The 17,323-nt window shown below is 65.6% G+C and carries 13 protein-coding genes; 7 read left to right on the top strand and 6 right to left on the bottom strand.

The window, feature by feature from the left end; all coding sequences use genetic code 11:
* From HWX08_RS04160 to HWX08_RS04150, 3 genes are all read left to right on the top strand, one after another.
* Positions 1-2,223 (top strand): xanthine dehydrogenase family protein molybdopterin-binding subunit, encoded by a 2,223-nt coding sequence (locus HWX08_RS04160; protein ID WP_174919433.1) that lies wholly within the window; start codon positions 1-3, stop codon positions 2,221-2,223.
* A 14-nt stretch (positions 2,224-2,237) separates the two neighbouring features.
* Positions 2,238-3,536 (top strand): c-type cytochrome, encoded by a 1,299-nt coding sequence (locus HWX08_RS04155; protein WP_174919432.1) that lies wholly within the window; start codon positions 2,238-2,240, stop codon positions 3,534-3,536.
* A gap of 153 nt (positions 3,537-3,689) precedes the next feature.
* The gene (locus tag HWX08_RS04150) at positions 3,690-5,135 is read left to right on the top strand and encodes an NAD-dependent succinate-semialdehyde dehydrogenase (RefSeq protein ID WP_069259922.1); all 1,446 of its coding nucleotides are present in this window, start codon (positions 3,690-3,692) and stop codon (positions 5,133-5,135) included.
* A gap of 15 nt (positions 5,136-5,150) precedes the next feature.
* On the opposite strand, the gene HWX08_RS04145 is transcribed toward HWX08_RS04150, so the two are convergent.
* Positions 5,151-6,674: an OmpA family protein gene (locus HWX08_RS04145; RefSeq protein WP_174919431.1), complete on the bottom strand. Its 1,524-nt coding sequence runs from the start codon at positions 6,672-6,674 to the stop codon at positions 5,151-5,153.
* Positions 6,675-6,863: 189 nt separating this feature from the next.
* On the opposite strand from HWX08_RS04145, the gene HWX08_RS04140 reads away from it, so the two are divergent.
* The 3 genes from HWX08_RS04140 (at position 6,864) to HWX08_RS04130 (ending at position 10,449) form a co-directional block, all read left to right on the top strand.
* Positions 6,864-7,004 (top strand): hypothetical protein, encoded by a 141-nt coding sequence (locus HWX08_RS04140; RefSeq protein WP_174919430.1) that lies wholly within the window; start codon positions 6,864-6,866, stop codon positions 7,002-7,004.
* A 128-nt stretch (positions 7,005-7,132) separates the two neighbouring features.
* Positions 7,133-8,611, top strand: a complete 1,479-nt coding sequence (locus HWX08_RS04135) for a sensor domain-containing diguanylate cyclase (RefSeq protein ID WP_174919429.1) — start codon at positions 7,133-7,135, stop codon at positions 8,609-8,611.
* Positions 8,612-8,958: 347 nt separating this feature from the next.
* On the top strand, positions 8,959-10,449 hold the full coding sequence (locus HWX08_RS04130; protein ID WP_174919428.1) for an ISNCY family transposase: 1,491 nt from the start codon (positions 8,959-8,961) through the stop codon (positions 10,447-10,449).
* A 292-nt stretch (positions 10,450-10,741) separates the two neighbouring features.
* Here the strand turns inward: HWX08_RS04130 and HWX08_RS04125 are convergent, their stop codons facing one another.
* Positions 10,742-11,338 carry a plasmid pRiA4b ORF-3 family protein gene (locus tag HWX08_RS04125; RefSeq protein WP_174919427.1) on the bottom strand — a complete coding sequence of 199 codons (597 nt, stop codon included), beginning with the start codon at positions 11,336-11,338 and terminating at the stop codon, positions 10,742-10,744.
* Positions 11,339-11,636: 298 nt separating this feature from the next.
* Here HWX08_RS04125 and HWX08_RS04120 point away from each other — a divergent pair, with 298 nt between their 5' ends.
* On the top strand, positions 11,637-12,296 hold the full coding sequence (locus tag HWX08_RS04120) for a carbonic anhydrase (RefSeq protein ID WP_069259932.1): 660 nt from the start codon (positions 11,637-11,639) through the stop codon (positions 12,294-12,296).
* A gap of 8 nt (positions 12,297-12,304) precedes the next feature.
* Here HWX08_RS04120 and HWX08_RS04115 read toward each other — a convergent pair whose 3' ends face one another.
* The 4 genes from HWX08_RS04115 to HWX08_RS04100 all read right to left on the bottom strand — a co-directional run bounded on the left by HWX08_RS04115 (position 12,305) and on the right by HWX08_RS04100 (position 17,295).
* On the bottom strand, positions 12,305-13,522 hold the full coding sequence (locus HWX08_RS04115) for a M20 aminoacylase family protein (RefSeq protein WP_174919426.1): 1,218 nt from the start codon (positions 13,520-13,522) through the stop codon (positions 12,305-12,307).
* Between the two features lie 50 nt (positions 13,523-13,572).
* Complete coding sequence (locus tag HWX08_RS04110) at positions 13,573-15,030, bottom strand: aldehyde dehydrogenase family protein (RefSeq protein WP_174919425.1); 1,458 nt, start codon at positions 15,028-15,030, stop codon at positions 13,573-13,575.
* Between the two features lie 202 nt (positions 15,031-15,232).
* A complete protein-coding gene (locus tag HWX08_RS04105; RefSeq protein ID WP_174919424.1) occupies positions 15,233-16,558 on the bottom strand; it encodes an NAD(P)/FAD-dependent oxidoreductase in 1,326 nt (441 codons plus the stop codon).
* 2 nt (positions 16,559-16,560) lie between these two features.
* Positions 16,561-17,295: a cupin domain-containing protein gene (locus HWX08_RS04100; RefSeq protein ID WP_174919423.1), complete on the bottom strand. Its 735-nt coding sequence runs from the start codon at positions 17,293-17,295 to the stop codon at positions 16,561-16,563.
* Between the last annotated feature and the right edge of the window lie 28 nt (positions 17,296-17,323).

Raw genomic sequence — 17,323 nt, 5'->3', positions numbered from 1 at the left:
ATGTCGCGAGGACTGATCGAAGCAGGTCGGGCCGGCGCGGGCGTGTCGCGCCGCTCGTTCCTCAAGCTCGGCATGTCGCTGGGCGCGGCGGCCGGTGGCGGATTGCTGCTCGGCTTCAGCCTGCCGGCCGCGGGCGACGATGCGCGCCGTTCGGTGATCGGCGGCGATGCGGCGGAACCCGCGCAGCCGGGCGTGTTCGCACCGAACGCGTTCGTGCAGATCGACCGCGCCGGCAAGGTCACGCTGGTGATGCCGAAGGTCGAGATGGGGCAAGGCGTCTACACGTCGCTGCCGATGCTGATCGCCGAGGAACTCGAGGTGCCGCTGTCGAGCGTGACGCTCGACCATGCGCCGCCGAACGAGAAGCTGTTCCTCGATCCGCTGCTCGGCGGCCAGCTCACCGGCGGCTCGACGTCGGTGCGCTATGCGTGGGAACCGATGCGGCGTGCCGGCGCGACCGCACGCACGCTGCTGGTCACGGCTGCCGCGAAGCAATGGAATGTCGATCCGGCCACCTGCGTCGCCGCGAACGGCGAAGTGCAGCATCCGCCGAGCGGCCGGCGCGCGTCGTACGGTCAGCTCGCCGACGCCGCGGCGAAGCTGCCGGTGCCGAAGGACGTCCCGCTGAAGAAGCCGGCGGATTTCAAGCTGGTGGGCACGCCCGCGAAGCGGCTCGATTCGCCGGAAAAGGTCGACGGTACCGCGCAGTTCGGGCTCGACGTGCGCGTGCCCGGCATGCTGTACGCGGTGATCGTGAACAGCCCGGTGTTCGGCGGCACGGTCGCGAGCGTCGACGATACGGCCGCGAAGACGATCCCCGGCGTGCGCCAGGTCGTGCGCGTCGACAACGCGGTGGCGGTGGTCGGCGATCACACGTGGGCCGCGAAGCGCGGCGCATCGGCGCTCGTCGTGAAGTGGAACGAAGGCGCGGGCGCGAAGGTGTCGACGAAGGACCTGTTCGCGGATCTCGCGCAGGCGGCGGCGAACGGCAAGGGCGCGGTCGCGCGCAAGGAAGGCGACGTCGGCAACGCATTCGCGAACGCGAAGACGCGCGTCGACGCCGTCTACGAACAGCCGCTGCTCGCGCACGCGACGATGGAACCCGTGAACTGCACGGTGCACGTGCGCGGCGACGGCTGCGAGATCTGGGTCGGCACGCAGGTGCCGACGCGGGCGCGCGATACGGTGCAGCAACTGACCGGGCTCGCGCCGGAGAAGATCGTCGTGCACAACCACCTGCTCGGCGGCGGCTTCGGGCGGCGGCTCGAAACCGACATGATCGGCCAGGCCGTGAAGGTCGGCAAGCAGGTCAATGCGCCGGTGAAGGTGATCTGGACGCGCGAGGAAGACGTCCAGCACGACATGTACCGGCCGTGCTACTACGACAAGATCTCGGCCGGCCTCGACGCCAACGGCAAGCCGATCGCGTGGCAGCACCGGATCGTCGGTTCGTCGATCATGGCGCGTTTCGCGCCGCCCGCGTTCCAGAACGGCGTCGATCCGGATGCGGTCGAGGTCGCGGCCGAGCTGCCGTACGACCTGCCGAACCAGCTGGTCGACTACGTGCGCCAGGAGCCGCGCCACGTGCCGACCGCGTTCTGGCGCGGCGTCGGCCCGACGCGGGGCACGTTCGTGGTCGAGAGCTTCATCGACGAGCTGGCCGCGCAGACCAAGACCGACCCCGTGCAATACCGCCGCGCGCTGCTCGGCAAGACGCCGCGCGCGCTCAACGTGCTCGACGTCGCGACGAAGGCGGCCGGCTGGGGCGGCCCGTCGCTGCCGAAGGGGCAGGGCCGCGGCGTGTCGGTGATGCACGCGTTCGGCAGCTTCTTCTCGATCGTGGTCGACGTCGCGGTGGACAACGGCGAGGTGCTGGTGAAGCGTGTCGTGTGCGCGGTCGACTGCGGCATGTACGTGAACCCGAACACGATCGAGGCGCAGGTGCAGGGCGGCATCATCTTCGGGATCACGGGCGCGCTGTACGGCGAAATCACGATCGAGGACGGTCGCGTCGTGCAGACCAACTTCTCCGACTACCGGATGCTGCGGATCAACGAGACGCCGCCGATCGAGGTCCATCTGGTGAAAAGCGGCGAAGCACCGGGCGGGATCGGCGAACCGGGCACGGCCGCGACGGCCGCGGCGCTGTCGAACGCGATCTTCGCGGCAACCGGCAAGCGGCTGCGCAAGCTGCCGGTCGGCGACCAGTTGAAGACGGCGTAAGGGGAGGCACAACCATGCGAAACATCACCCTGAACGGGTTCGGCGCGTCGTTGCTCACCGTCTCGGCGCTGCTCGCCGGCACGGCCGCCCATGCCGCGCAGACGGCACCGGCCGACAGCGCGCTCGTCGCGCGCGGCGCGTATCTCGCGAAAGCGGGCGACTGCGTCGCGTGCCACACCGCGCCGCGCGGCACGCCGTTCGCCGGCGGTCTGAAGATGGTCACGCCGATGGGCGCGATCTACACGACCAACATCACGCCCGATCCGGAGACGGGCATCGGCGGCTATACCGAAGCCGAGTTCGCCGGCGCGTTGCGCAAGGGCGTCGCGAAGGACGGTCACAACCTGTACCCGGCGATGCCGTATCCGTCGTACGCGAAGCTGAAGGACGACGACGTGAAGGCGCTGTACGCGTACTTCATGCACGGTGTCGAGCCGGTGAAGCAGGCGAACCGGCCGTCCGACATCCCGTGGCCGCTCAACATGCGCTGGCCGCTCGCGTTGTGGAACATGGTGTTCCTCGACACGACGCCGTACGCGGACAAACCGGCCAAGGACGCGATGTGGAACCGCGGCGCGTATCTGGTGCAGGGGCTCGGGCACTGCGGGTCGTGCCACACGCCGCGCGGTGTCGGCTTCCAGGAGAAGGCGCTCGACGAAAGCGGGGCGGCGTTCCTGTCCGGCGCGCCGATCGACAACTGGTTCGCGTCGAACCTGACCGGCGAGCACAACACGGGGCTCGGCCGCTGGAACGAGGCCGAGGTCGCGCAGTTCCTGAAGACCGGCGCGAACCGCCATGCGACCGCGTTCGGCTCGATGGTCAGCGTGGTCAACCACAGCACGCAGGCGCTTTCCGACGACGATCTGACGGCGATTTCCCGTTACCTGAAATCGTTGCCGGCCGCGGGCGGCACGGGCGCGCCGCCTTACAGCTATGATCCGAAGGCGACGCAGGCCGCGCTGGGCCGGCCGGCAGCCGATCCGGGCGCGAAGGTGTATAACGCTTACTGCCTGCATTGCCACGGTGCGGACGGGCGCGGCTATGCGCCGCTGCTCGCGCCGCTCGCCGGCAATCCGAATGTGCTCGAAACCGATGCGTCGTCGCTGATCAACGTGACGCTGAACGGCAGCGACACGCTCGTGATCGGCGGCGTGCCGTCCGCGTATCCGATGCCGGCGTTCTCGAACCAGTTGAACGACCGGCAGATCGCCGACGTGCTGACGTTCATGCGCGCCGGCTGGAACAACGGCGCGCCGGCCGTGCAGGCGGCGGACGTCGCGAAACTTCGCAAGGCGACGGCGGCCGCGCGCTGAGCGCGGCCGCGTACGAAACAACGGCGGGCCCGCGTGCCCGCCGTCGACGCCGCCGGGCGCGTGCCTGCCCCGGCGGCCTGGCTGTTTCTGTCAACCGGCGTGCGGCCGTTCGCGGCCGCGCGCGTTTTATCGACGCAATGTAGGGGTGTCTGGATGGCTAACGTGACTTATACGGATACGCAACTGCTGATCGACGGCGAGTGGGTCGACGCCGCGAGCGGCAAGACGATCGACGTCGTGAACCCGGCGACCGGCAAGCCGATCGGCAAGGTGGCCCACGCGGGTATCGCCGATCTCGACCGTGCACTCGCCGCCGCGCAGCGCGGCTTCGAAGCGTGGCGCAAGGTGCCCGCGCACGAGCGCGCGGCGACGATGCGCAAGGCGGCCGCGCTGGTGCGCGAACGCGCCGACGCGATCGCGCAGCTGATGACGCAGGAGCAGGGCAAGCCGCTCACCGAAGCGCGCGTCGAAGTGCTGTCGGCCGCCGACATCATCGAATGGTTCGCGGACGAAGGCCGCCGCGTGTATGGCCGGATCGTGCCGCCGCGCAACCTCGGCGCGCAGCAGACCGTCGTGAAGGAGCCGGTCGGCCCGGTCGCCGCGTTCACGCCGTGGAATTTCCCGGTCAACCAGGTCGTGCGCAAGCTGAGCGCCGCGCTGGCAACCGGCTGCTCATTCCTCGTGAAAGCGCCGGAAGAAACCCCGGCATCGCCGGCCGCGCTGCTGCGCGCATTCGTCGACGCGGGCGTGCCGGCCGGCGTGATCGGCCTCGTGTACGGCGATCCCGCTGAAATTTCGTCGTACCTGATTCCGCACCCGGTGATCCGCAAGGTCACGTTCACGGGGTCGACGCCGGTCGGCAAGCAGCTTGCCGCGATGGCCGGCCTGCACATGAAGCGCGCGACGATGGAACTGGGCGGCCACGCGCCGGTGATCGTCGCGGAAGACGCCGATGTCGCGCTCGCGGTGAAGGCCGCCGGCGGCGCGAAGTTCCGCAATGCGGGGCAGGTGTGCATTTCACCGACGCGCTTCCTCGTGCACAACAGCATCCGCGACGAATTCACGCGCGCGCTGGTCAAGCATGCGGAAGGGCTGAAGGTCGGCAACGGCCTCGAAGAAGGCACGACGCTCGGCGCGCTCGCGAATCCGCGCCGGCTGACCGCGATGGCGTCGGTCGTCGACAACGCGCGCAAGGTCGGCGCGCGCATCGAAACCGGCGGCGAACGGATCGGCGCGGAAGGCAACTTCTTCGCCCCGACCGTGATCGCGGACGTGCCGCTCGAAGCGGACGTGTTCAACAACGAGCCGTTCGGCCCGGTCGCGGCGATCCGCGGCTTCGACAAGCTCGAAGAGGCGATCGCGGAAGCGAACCGTCTGCCGTTCGGTCTTGCCGGCTATGCGTTCACGCGCTCGTTCGCGAACGTGCACCTGCTCACGCAGCGCCTCGAAGTCGGGATGCTGTGGATCAACCAGCCGGCCACGCCGTGGCCGGAAATGCCGTTCGGCGGCGTGAAGGACTCGGGCTACGGGTCGGAGGGCGGGCCGGAGGCGCTGGAGCCGTACCTCGTCACGAAGTCGGTGACGGTGATGGCCGTGTAAAGCAGGGCGGCTCGGCTAATTCGAGCCGCCTTTATCACTTCCGCGAGCGTAGGTCACGCGAATTTCCACACGACGATTCGGGGCGTTGCATTGTTCGACCTCGTAACGTGTTCCGGACGTCTCTGACGGGCATTTGACCTTCGGCTCGCGGCTACCTGCGCCATCCGAGACGATCTCGACGTCGTGATTGTCGATCAGCCGGCGCAACACGGTCGCAACGGCCCCGGCACGCAATTCCGACAATCGTTGATTGTCTCCAAGCGTTTCTGCGAGTGGTCCACTGATGCGTCTGGCATCACTATGCCCGCGCACGACGATGCGCGTCGGCTTGCCTGACGCCTCGATAGCGGACATCACACTTTTCAACTGCGTCTGGGCATGCGCGGTCAACTCGAAGCTTCCGGTCTTGAACAGCATGTCGTTTGCAAGATCGAAGCACGGATTGATCGGTGGATTTGCGCTAACCACGCGCATTGCTCCCGTATCCAGGCGCAATGTCGCGTGCCGGAGCACGCGACGGTCGTTTCCGAACAACACATTATCCTTCGGCTCAAGCACACTGAAGGACACGAACGAAGTATTTCCAACGCCTGTCCACAATACATCCGCGCCGTGGATGAGCAATCGTCCTCCATCGAGGCGGCGGCAATCCAGTATCGGATGCCCGACGACGTCCGAAATACGCTCCAGTGCGCCCCGTTCGGCTTCGTTGACTTCAATGCTGACGTCAGGAATGCGAATGCCGAGCCTTTCGAATACCAGATTCAGCAGCGGCTGCGGGCCGCCGAAGAGGAGCACGATACCCAGTGGAAGTATCGCGACCAATAGCCAGCGACCCCACGCCGGCGGCCGCGAATTTTTATCGTTGAACGTAGGGAATCCAAGGCGCTCGGCTGGAAGGCCCGTGATGATCAATGCGATAAAACCAGCCAGGAAGAACGAAATCAACAGCCTTGTTAATGACATGTCGCGATAGAGCCAGGCAAGCAGGGCCATCATTGCAAACATCACGACCGACATGAACAGGTAGGCGCCGCCCTGGACTTCGCGTGGTATCGAATATTGCGTCTCGCCGGATGCCTTTCGTTTCACCCGCACCTGCTTGCGACTCTCCCGGAATTTCGTCAATACAGCCCATCGGACTCTCGCACATTTCTTGACCTTTCTTTCGGATATCAGTTTTCTGAGCGACGGCCAGTTGGCGGCAGGAATCGTTTGAGGTGGACGGTTGTATAAGCGCTCCGAAAAACTGATCAAATGAACAAGCCATATCGACGAAATGGCGCCATACATCAACAGCACGACATAGACGAAGCCGAAGGCAATTGCCACGAAAACGAAGAAAACGACTTCCCCGGGCGTCAATCCGGAAGGAAAGAACTTGATGTTGAACAGGTAGCCGAGTGTGATCAACGCTCCGGCGGCCGCTGCAAATTTGTACGAAAACGACGCCAGATTACTGAATGCATCGATTCGTTTTGCGAGGAGATCTGCTCGTTCGACTTCGCTCGCTGGATCCCCGTGATTGTTTGTCGACATGAACGATATCTTTTTTCTGTTGTGTGAAATTAAACTGAAGGCATGAAAATGAAATAATCATGGTTTGTCTCGTCGTTTGCAAGACAATGTCATTGAAATAAATCGATCAAAGGTAGTTGTCAACGCCCAGGTGTGGTTTGTCGAAGGCGTTCATCCGGATTTCCCGTCGGTGGTAGATTCGAACGGCAAATGGTCGACCATTTCAATAAACGTATCATTCGTTGTGATTATTCCGATTTCATCGGCGGCAACGACACACGCTATGCGCCGCTTCTCGGTGATTTGCCGCCGGGACCCGGTGCCGACATCTGCCCGACGGCGCTCGGGTGACGTCGCCGGCCACCTGACAAGTACGGACTGCACCTCGTACCCGAGTGCCGCACTTTTTGGTATAGGTTGTTCAGACGAAACCATAACGGCCGGGGGCGTCAGCGTCGGCCCAAACTGAGAGGAAACGGATGCATCCGCGCTCGGCAGCGCCGTACTACGTTGTGCTCGCGGGGACCTTGATAGCGTGCGCGCTGATGGGCCTCTGCGTGTTGCAGTTGTTTCAGAGCCGTCACGATGCGCTCGATCGCGCACGCGATACGTCGCGCAATCTCGCGCTCGTCGCCGAGCGCGACATCGAACGCAATATCGAACTGTACGGCCTGTCGCTGGACGCGGTGATCCAGGGTCTCCAGCGGCCGGACGTGATGGCGGCCTCGCCGTCCTTGCGGCGCAGCATCCTGTTCGACCACGCGATGACCGCGCAATTTCTCGGCTCGATGCTCGTGCTGGATTCGGCCGGCAACATCATCCTCGACTCGGCCAACGACGTGCCGCGAAAGGGCAACTTCGGCGACCGCAAATACTTTACGGTTCACCGCGACAATCCGAATGCCAGGCTGTACATCAGCGATCCGTTTGAGTCCCGCCTGCGCGGCGGCTCGCTCAGCGTGGCGCTGACACGCCGCGTGTCGAATCCGGACGGCTCGTTCGGCGGCATCGTGATCATCGCGGTCAATCTCGAATATTTCCACACGCTGTTCGCCGGGCTCGCGCTCGGCTCGCACGGCGCGATTTCGCTGATCGGCACGGACGGCATCATGTTCATGCGCCAGCCGTACGACGTGCACACCATCGGTCGCGACATCAGCCATGCGGCGACGTTTCGCCACTTCCTGAGCGCGCCGGAAGGCTCGTTCCTCGAAACCTCGACGATCGACAACGTGCGCCGCCTGTACTACTTCAAGACGCTGCCGCACCTGCCGCTGATCATCATGGTCGCCGAGGCGGAGCAGGACATCTACGCCGCCTGGCGGCACCGCGCGATCACGATCGGCGCGCTGGTGGCGACCTTCGGCGCGGCGTTCATCGTGCTGTCGTTTTTGCTGGGCACCCAGCTGCGGCGCCGGATGCGGGCCGAATCCGAGCTGGTCATGCTCGCGCGCACCGACGGCCTCACCGGGCTCAACAATCGCCGCTCGTTCGGGGAAGTGCTGGACCGCGAATGGCGTCGCGCGCGCCGTGCCCGCTCGGTGTTTTCGCTGCTGTTCGTCGACGTCGACCGCTTCAAGGCCTACAACGACACCTATGGGCACCAGGCCGGCGACGACGCGCTGGCGGCCGTTGCGCGATGCATCGGCGACAACATCCGGCGGCCCGCGGACACCGCGGCCCGCTATGGCGGCGAGGAATTCGTCGTGATCCTGCCCGATACGCCGGCGACGGGCGCGACCGAGATCGCCGAGCGCATTCGTGCCGCCATCGACGGGCTCGCGATCGAACATGCGGAAAGCGAATTCGGGCGCGTCACCGCGAGCATCGGCGTCGCAAGCTGGGCGCCCGGGCAGGACGGGGAAGTCGAGTCGGTGATCAAGGCCGCCGACGAGGCGCTGTACCACGCGAAGGAAACGGGGCGCAACAAAGTCGCGTCGCTTGAAGCGGGCGCCTGACGCCCCCGCCGGCACGCATCGATCGCTGCCGAGTGAGCACGTGTCGCTCGGAGCGCGATCGCGGACGGCGCGTCGCGAAGTACGCCTCGAAAACTTGGACGGCCGTGCCGTGGCGGACGACCTGGAGTCCATACGGATTTCTGCGAGCGGCGATGTAGCGCGGCAGATGATGAAACTCAAGGTGATCTATCTGGCGCGACCACAAATTGATTTTACATAACGTGAATTATCACTTGTTCGTGTTGTAGTGGCTAGATTGAAATGTCCGCTTTTGGCTACATGGAAATGTCCGCTTTTCGGGCCGCGTAAGCTGTCCGGCCGCCGGGTGTCCGGCGCCGGAGGCTGCGATGGCTGCAACGGAGCGGATCACGATGACGATGCGCGAGCTGGACAGGTTCAAGGTCATTCAGGACGTAGCCGACGGCAAGCTCAAGCCATGGCGTGCGGCCGAACGGCTGGAGTTGACGACACGGCAGATTCGGCGGCTGGTCGCCCGGCTGCGTGAGCACGGTCCGGCGGGCTTGGTGTCGGGACATCGAGCGAAGCCCGGCAACCGTCGTCTGGATCCAGGAGCCGCCGACCGGGCCCTGTCGATCATCCGAGATCGCTACGCCGATTTCGGGCCGACGCTGGCCTGCGAGAAGCTCTGGGAGTGTCACGGCATTCGGCTGGCCAAGGAAACCGTCAGGAAGCTGATGACGGACGCCGGGCTCTGGATTCCGCGTCGGCAACGACCGCCGAAGGTCTACCAACCGCGAGCGCGCCGGGCGTGCCTGGGTGAACTGATCCAGATCGACGGCAGCGACCATCGATGGTTCGAGGAACGGGCGCCGGCCTGCACGCTGCTGGTGTATGTGGACGACGCGACGAGCCGATTGATGATGCTGCACTTCACGCAGACCGAATCGACCTTCAGCTACTTCGAGGCCACACGGACGTACATCGAGCGCCATGGCAAGCCGGGGGCGTTCTATAGCGACAAGGCGAGCGTGTTCCGCGTCACGGCGCCCGGCAAGACAGGCAATCGCGTGACGCCGTTCGGCCGGGCGATGTATGAGCTGAACATCGACACGTTCTGCGCGAACAGCAGTTCGGCCAAGGGACGTGTCGAGCGCGCGCACCTGACGTTGCAGGATCGATTGGTCAAGGAGATGCGATTGCGCGGGATCAACACGGTGGCCGACGCCAACGCTTACGCGCCCTCCTTCATGGCCGCCTACAACGCACGCTTCGCGAAGCCGCCGAAGAGCGACTTCAATGCACACCGGCCGCTGCGGCCTGACGAGAGTCTCGACTTGGTGCTGACGTGGCGCGAGCCGCGCAAAGTGACGAAGTCGCTCACGGTTCAGTACGACCGGGTGATGTACTTGCTGGAAGACACGCCGGAGAACCGGAAGTTGATCGACCGCCAGATCGAGGTCTGGGAGTACCCGGATGGGCGGATCGAAATCCGGGCTGACGATCGTGTGTTGCGCTGCCGGCAGTACGATCGCCTGGCTGAAATCGATCAAGGTGCCGTCGTCGAGCACAAGCGCTTGAGCCATGTGCTGCAGGTCGCGCAAGCCCTTCAGGCGCAACGCGATAACAGTCGAATCGGCAAAGCTCCGTCTCGAACACATCGAGGCGACTCAACCCGGACCGACCGAAACGAACCCCAAGCGGGCAAGAAGAAGCAATGCGAGATCACGCAGGCCGACGTCGAGCATGTGATCGTGGATCTGGCGCAGCGTCGGCGAACCGCAAAGCCGGCAAATAAACCTGGCCGTCGGTCTGCAAAGGCTGGAGAAACAACCGTGAGCGCCCTGCCCGTTCAGGCGCCGACCTTCGACACTGTGTAACGCTCAAAACGAGGAAACAGACGTAGCAAAACCCACCTTAAAACCGGACATTTTTAAATAGCTGGAAGGTGGACATTTGAATCCGGGTATGACACGTGTGTGGGAGCAAAGTTGTAATGTCGCGTTCCGAGCCGTGGATCGGCTCCTGCAGTGCCCGCTGGGCTCCGTAGCTGGTACCTATCGGCGTGGCGCCAAAACTTCCTGCCGGCAGCTGGCTATCTCGTCAGAGTCACGACGTCCACGTCCAGACGGCTCCGCCTTCAAGCTGGTGGGAGTCTCGACGCAATGTGTATTAGCGGTTGCCCCAGCGATTGGAAGCCATGCGTAACAGCGCCGCATTGGCAGCACGCAAATCGAACAATTCCGCGTCGAAGCCCGGGCCGATCCAGTTTCGGTAACGTTCTGCCTTTTCGCTGCCGGGGTCGTTCGATAACGTATTCAGGAACGCCTCATAGGCCGCCGGGCCGCCCACGTCCTCCGGCGGACAAGCACGAGCGCCGTCTATGACCCGGGCTTCTCCCCACGGTTCGCCCTCGATCTTTTCCATCTTCTCGACGACGACGGTGTGATTCCAGCCGTCTCCGTAGTCGTATCGGTAAACGAAGCGTGAACCCGGCTTCACGACCGTCTGCAGACGTATCTTCCGGTCGTCGGCGGTCGTGCTCAGGTCGGCGAAGTCCGCCACGTCGTCAACCTCGAACATGGCGTAGGTCATGCCGTCGATCAGGAAGTCGTGCAGATGGGTGTCTTCCCATCCGAAAGCCGCCTGCAGAATGTGATGCAACTTGCGTAGAGATTCGGTTCCTTCGACTTCGATCTGACGCCAGATCGGCGGATCGATGCGCTGAAGCGCAACATGAAGGGTGACACGCTGGAACGATTTCGGCATTTGCTCTCCGGGAAACCAGAATTTGCGCGCTTGTCGCCGCAGGATGATTCACCAGAATCTGCTTGGGCGGGAAACCCCAGAATCGCTTCCGGTCGCTTGATTGACGAGAATCCATCCATTCGCCAGACACCAGGCACTGACGTCGAATCCAATCGACCTTCGTCCCGGCATCCCGGGGTGTATACCGGGCAATGCTGCCAGCCATCCCGCCCGCCCGCTATCTGCATTATCATGCTGGCCGCGCAGGCGCACCCGCTTGCTCCTGCGCTGATCATACGTCTGAAGTTTTGGAGCGAGCATGCGAGACATCATCGATGGTTTTTTGCGTTTTCAACGCGACATCTACCCGCAACGTGAGGCGCTTTTCAAGCAACTCGCGACGTCACAAAACCCGAAGGCGCTGTTCGTCACGTGCTCCGACAGCCGTGTCGTACCCGAACTGCTCACGCAACGCGAGCCGGGCGAACTGTTCGTGATCCGCAATGCGGGCAATATCGTGCCGTCGTACGGCCCGGAACCCGGCGGCGTGTCCGCCACCGTGGAATACGCGGTCGCCGTGCTCGGCGTTCGCGATATCGTGATCTGCGGCCACTCCGATTGCGGCGCGATGGGCGCGATTTCGCGCTGCACCTGCCTCGATCATCTGCCGGCCGTCGCGAACTGGCTGCGTCATGCCGATTCCGCGCGAGTCATCAACGCCGCGCATGAATACGACACGCCGCGCGCGAAACTCGACGGGCTCGTGCGCGAAAACGTGATCGCGCAGCTTGCGAACCTGCGCACCCACCCTTCCGTCGCGCTGGCACTGGAGCAAGGACGCCTGAATCTGCATGGCTGGGTCTACGACATCGAGACGGGCGGCATCGACGCGCTGGACGGCACCACCCGACGTTTCGTCCCGCTGGCCGAGTCGCCCACGGTGGTCGCCGTGAACTCGCGCGACCGCGCCCAGATCTAGCGCGCCGGCTATTCGCGTACGAAGCCCGGCGCGGGGCGCGCGCAAGATTGCCCGAAGTAACGCTGCGCCAACGCAACCCAATACCGGACGCCGGCCGGAATGATGTCGTCGTTGAAATCGTATTTCGGGTGATGCAGTGCCGGCGCTGCATCGCCGTCCCGCGCATTGCCGATCAGCACGTAAGCGCCCGGCCGCTCCTCCAGCATGAAGCCGAAGTCTTCGGAGGTCATGTTCGGCGGCACGTCGCTGGACACGCGCTCGTCGCCGAACGTGTCGCGCATCACCGATTCGCAGAGCGCCGTCTCGGCCGGCGTGTTGACGGTGGCCGGGTAATACTGAAAAAATTCGACTTCGACTTGCGCACCGTAGGCGCCGGCAAGCCCCTCGCACGCGAGCTGGACGTCGCGCTGCAGCTTTTGCTGCAATGCCGACGACAGCGTGCGGATCGTCCCGCGCAGCTCGGCACTGTCGGGAATGACGTTGTCCGTCGTTCCCGCATGGAACATGCACACGGAGATAACGGCCGGATCCACGGGATCCTTGTGGCGCGCCGCGATGGTCTGGCATTGCAGCACCATCGAGCACGCGAGCGGTACCGGATCGATGCCCAGATGCGGCTGCGCCGCGTGCGCGCCCTTGCCGGTCACCGTGATCCTGAACCGGGAGCCCGCTGCCATGATCGGGCCGGTGCGCAACCCGAAATGCCCGGCCGGCAAGCCGGGCCAGTTATGCATGCCGAACACCGCTTCCGTCGGATACTGGTCGAAGAGGCCGTCGTCGATCATCTTGCGCGCGCCCGCACCGCCCTCCTCTCCGGGCTGAAACACGAAATGGACGGTGCCCGGCAGTTGCGGCAGTGACTTCAGCACGCGTGCGGCGCCGAGCAGCATCACGGTGTGGCCGTCATGGCCGCACGCGTGCATGATCCCGTGCGTGCACGACGCATGCTCGAAGTCGTTCGCTTCGCGGATCGGCAATGCATCCAGATCGGCGCGCAGCACGATGCCGCGGCCCGGATCCTTACCGGGCAGGCTCGCAACGACGCCCGTGCCGCCGAGCCCGCGCGACACTGCATAGCCGAGTGACTCGAGTTCGCGGGCGACGACGTCGGCCGTCCGGTGTTCCTCGAATCGCAGTTCGGGATGCGCATGCAGGTCGCGCCGCAGCTTCGCCCAGTGCGCGTGATGCGCTTGCAGCGACGTATCGGGGATGACGGGGTTTTCCACTGTCGGTACCTTCGAAAGTAATTTGCTTCTGCAGAACCACGGCGCTCGCGTCAGTCGTAGAACCCCAGGATCGACTTGATCTCCATGTACTCCTCCATCCCCTCGATCCCGTACTCGCGGCCGTTGCCCGACTGCTTGTAGCCGCCGAACGGCGCCTGCGGGTCCCATGCCGGATAGTTCAGATGCACCTGCCCCGCCCGGATGCGGGCGGCCACCGCGCGCGCAAGCTCCTTGTCGGTGCCCTGCACATGCGCGCCGAGCCCGTAGACCGTGTCGTTCGCGATGGCGATCGCTTCTTCCACGGTATCGTATGGCAGGATCGCGAGGACCGGACCGAAGATCTCCTGCTGCGCGATCGTCATGTCGGTGCGCACCTCGGAGAAAATCGTCGGCCGCGCATAAAAGCCTTTGTCGAAACCCGCAGGCCGCCCCGGCCCGCCCGCGATCAGCTTCGCGCGTTCGTCGAGGCCCGCGTCGATCATCTGCGCGACCCGCCCGAACTGCGCGCGATTGGCGAGCGGCCCGTGCGTCGTCGCATCGACGAACGGATCGCCGACGACGAGCCGCTGCGCCGCCGCGACGGCGAGTGCCTCGACCTCCCCGAGCACGTCGCGCGGCACGATCATGCGGGTCGGCGCGCTGCACGACTGCCCCATGTTCCGGAACGCGGCCGCCACACCCGGCGCAATGGCGTGCTCCAGGTTCGCATCCGGCAGCACGACGTTCGGCGACTTGCCGCCCAGCTCCTGCGCAACGCGCTTGACGGTCGGCGCCGCCGCCTGCGCGACCAGCGCGCCCGCCCGCGTCGACCCGGTAATCGACACCATGTCGACCTGTGGGTGCGACGACAGCGCGGCGCCGACTTCCGCACCGCTTCCGCTCACCAGGTTGAACACGCCGGCGGGCACGCCTGCATCGGCGATCACTTCCGCGAACAGCAGCGCACTGAGCGGCGACAGCTCGCTCGGTTTGAGCACCACCGTACAGCCGGCGGCAAGCGCCGGCCCGACCTTCGCGGTGATCTGATAGATCGGCCAGTTCCACGGCGTGATCAGCGCGCACACGCCGATCGGCTCGCGCACGATCGCGGTCGTCCCTCGCCGGGTGGCAAACGGGTAGCGCGCGAGGTTGTCGCGCGCGACCCGGACATGTTCAGCCGCGAGCGGCACATGCGCGGCACGCGCATAGCTGATCGGCGCGCCCATTTCCATCGCGAGCGCGGTCGCGAACAGCTCCGCGCGCTCGAGGATCAGCGCATGAACGCGGTCGAGCACGGCAGCGCGCACTTGCGGCGACGTGGCCGACCACCGTTCGAACGCGGCGCGCGCGGCGCGGACGGCCCGGTCGACGTCGAGCGCGTTGCCGAGCGGGATCTCGCACAGCACGGCCTCGGTGGACGGACACACAACCGCGAACCGTTCGTCGCCGTCCGGCAGTACCCATTCGCCGTCGATGTAGAAACGATTCAGCTTGTCGGCTTGCATCAGGTGAACAACAGGAGAATTCATTGCTGGGTGTCCTTGAGTCGATACGTGGCGCCGACGATAGGCAGGCGTCACGGCTTGCCGAGGTCGCCTGGTCTCGGGGCCCGGTCAAAGACCGGTCGACGTCGGCGCGCATGAGACGCACCGGTCCGAGCCGCACACGTGCGAGCCGGATCGATTCGCCTCATCCCGTCGCCGCCCCCGTCGTCCGCACGACGGTCTCGCGCTAAAAGTCGGCGACCTTGCCCCACGCGGAATCGTTGAACCGACCCGGCTGATACGGCACAGGGTCGACCAGCGGTTTCGCGCCGGTCGCGAGATCCGCGATCAGGTGCCCGGCGCCCGGTCCGATCCCGAAGCCGTGGCCCGAAAAGCCCGCCGCGAGGATCAGCCCCGGCACGCCCGCCACTTCGCCGATGCCCGGCACGCCGTCCGGCGTGCTGTCCACGAACCCTGCCCACGCGTGCGTGATCTTCGCATCGCGAAGCTCGGGCAGCAGTTCGGCTGCGCGGCGATACGTTTCCGCGACCGCCGACATATCGGGTTTCGGATCGAGAATGCGCATCGCCTCCATCGGCGTCGGCGCGTCGAGCCGCCAGCGCTTCAGCGTTTCATGGCCGCCGCGCACCCCTTCGAGGCCGCCCGGCAGTAGATTGCGCCAGCGCTTCGCGAACATCGGCACGAATTGCGGCGCGAAGCGCAGGAACTGCGGCGTCAGGTCCACGCGCGCGCGGCCGCTGATCGCCAGTGCGTAGCGGCCGTCGCTGCGGCGCGTCACGGACACGCCGGTCGTGTACATCGCATCCGGCAGCGGATGCTCGACGGGCGATACGCTCAGGATCGACTGCCGGATCGACGCCTGCGGAAAACGGATGCCGAGCTGGCGGCAGAACGACGACGCCCATGCGCCGCCGGCGAGCACGACGGTCCGGGTCCTGATGACGCCGGCCTCCGTGACCACGCCGGCGACTCGGCCGCCCTCGAGTTCGAGGCCGCGTGCCGCGCAATGCTGACGGACCGTGCCGCCGAGCTTCATCAGTGCGGCGGCCACGGCCGGTGCGGCCTTTTCCGGGTCGGCGGTGCCGTCGCTCGGCGAGAACACGCCGCCCTTCCACTGCTGCCGCGTGGCGTGCCCGCGCTCGGTGGCCTGCTTGCCGTCGAGCATGTACGTCTTCACGCCCGCGGTCTTCGCGAACTCGCCCCAGTTGGCCCAGCGGGACAGCTCGGCGTCGTCATTGCTCAGATACAACAGCCCGCAGCGATGGAAGCCGGTGTCTTCGCCGGATTCGGCGGCGAACCGCTCCCACAGGTCGATGCTCTTGCTCGCCATCGGCAATTCGCGCTCGTCGCGGTTCTGCTGCCGGCACCAGCCCCAGTTGCGGCTCGACTGCTCTGCGCCGATTCGCCCCTTCTCGACGAGCGCGACCGATACCCCGCGCCGGGCAAGGTAGTAGGCGGTAAAGACGCCGATGATGCCGCCGCCGATCACGACGACATCCGCCGACGCCGGCAGCGTGGTCTGGGTTTCTATGTGGCGCAACGGAGGGGACATGGTCAGTCTCGTTCGGTGGATGCATTGACGGTCTGCACGACGTAGAACTTCGCCACGCGCTCGCCGCTCTCCCAACCGATCGATGCGCCGCGCGGCACGAACAGCGCGTCGCCGGCGCCGAGCGACAGCACGCTGCCGTCGGGCGCGGCGAACCGTACGCCGCCGTCCAGCAGGAACATGAACTCGTTCACGCGATGCGGGCGGACGATCCGGTGATAAGGCGTCGAATCCCACGTGCCCGCGCAGTACGCGGCGCCGTCGTCGACGAACACGTTGTCGCTGCGGCATTGCGGTGCGGGCCCGAGCAGCACCTCGGCCGGCAGCGTGGCCGACGGTTTGAAGTCGGCGTCCTCGTGCAGCGCAGCCACGCCGCGCTTCGTCGGCGTCGCACACGCGGCCGCGCAGAACATCAACTGCACCGGCGATTGCGCGACGATGCGAAGCGCGGTGCCGCCGCCGATGACGGCGCCCTGTCGCGGGCCGAGCACCAGCGGCGCGGCCCCGGCCGCTTCGAGCGTCAGCTCGCCTTCGACGACGACGATCGTTTCGATGTGCGGAAAGCTCGCCACGTCGAGTTCGCCGACGAAGCCGATGCGCCCCGCGGCCATCGCGTCGGGCCCTTCCCACGCAATCTCGCGATGCTGCGCGAACGGGTCGCGCTCGCCGAACGCCTGCTTGCGGAACGCCGTTGAAGAAGGTGTGCCGTCGGCACGGTGCAACACGAAAACTGCGGTCATTTCTGCTCCTGTGCAGTGCGCGGCGGTC

The organism is Burkholderia metallica (genome assembly GCF_902832845.1).
Classification (GTDB): domain Bacteria; phylum Pseudomonadota; class Gammaproteobacteria; order Burkholderiales; family Burkholderiaceae; genus Burkholderia; species Burkholderia metallica.
Note: the sequence above shows the minus strand (reverse complement) of the source record. Positions and strands in the feature narration are given on the sequence as shown.

What these genes read in the sequence shown, in the direction of transcription:
- HWX08_RS04160 (WP_174919433.1), top strand. Translation starts at nt 1, where the DNA reads ATGTCGCGAGGACTGATCGAAGCAGGTCGGGCCGGCGCGGGCGTGTCG.
- HWX08_RS04155 (WP_174919432.1), top strand. Translation starts at nt 2,238, where the DNA reads ATGCGAAACATCACCCTGAACGGGTTCGGCGCGTCGTTGCTCACCGTC.
- HWX08_RS04150 (WP_069259922.1), top strand. Translation starts at nt 3,690, where the DNA reads ATGGCTAACGTGACTTATACGGATACGCAACTGCTGATCGACGGCGAG.
- HWX08_RS04145 (WP_174919431.1), bottom strand. Translation starts at nt 6,674, where the DNA reads ATGTCGACAAACAATCACGGGGATCCAGCGAGCGAAGTCGAACGAGCA.
- HWX08_RS04140 (WP_174919430.1), top strand. Translation starts at nt 6,864, where the DNA reads ATGGTCGACCATTTCAATAAACGTATCATTCGTTGTGATTATTCCGAT.
- HWX08_RS04135 (WP_174919429.1), top strand. Translation starts at nt 7,133, where the DNA reads ATGCATCCGCGCTCGGCAGCGCCGTACTACGTTGTGCTCGCGGGGACC.
- HWX08_RS04130 (WP_174919428.1), top strand. Translation starts at nt 8,959, where the DNA reads ATGGCTGCAACGGAGCGGATCACGATGACGATGCGCGAGCTGGACAGG.
- HWX08_RS04125 (WP_174919427.1), bottom strand. Translation starts at nt 11,338, where the DNA reads ATGCCGAAATCGTTCCAGCGTGTCACCCTTCATGTTGCGCTTCAGCGC.
- HWX08_RS04120 (WP_069259932.1), top strand. Translation starts at nt 11,637, where the DNA reads ATGCGAGACATCATCGATGGTTTTTTGCGTTTTCAACGCGACATCTAC.
- HWX08_RS04110 (WP_174919425.1), bottom strand. Translation starts at nt 15,030, where the DNA reads ATGAATTCTCCTGTTGTTCACCTGATGCAAGCCGACAAGCTGAATCGT.
- HWX08_RS04105 (WP_174919424.1), bottom strand. Translation starts at nt 16,558, where the DNA reads ATGTCCCCTCCGTTGCGCCACATAGAAACCCAGACCACGCTGCCGGCG.
- HWX08_RS04100 (WP_174919423.1), bottom strand. Translation starts at nt 17,295, where the DNA reads ATGACCGCAGTTTTCGTGTTGCACCGTGCCGACGGCACACCTTCTTCA.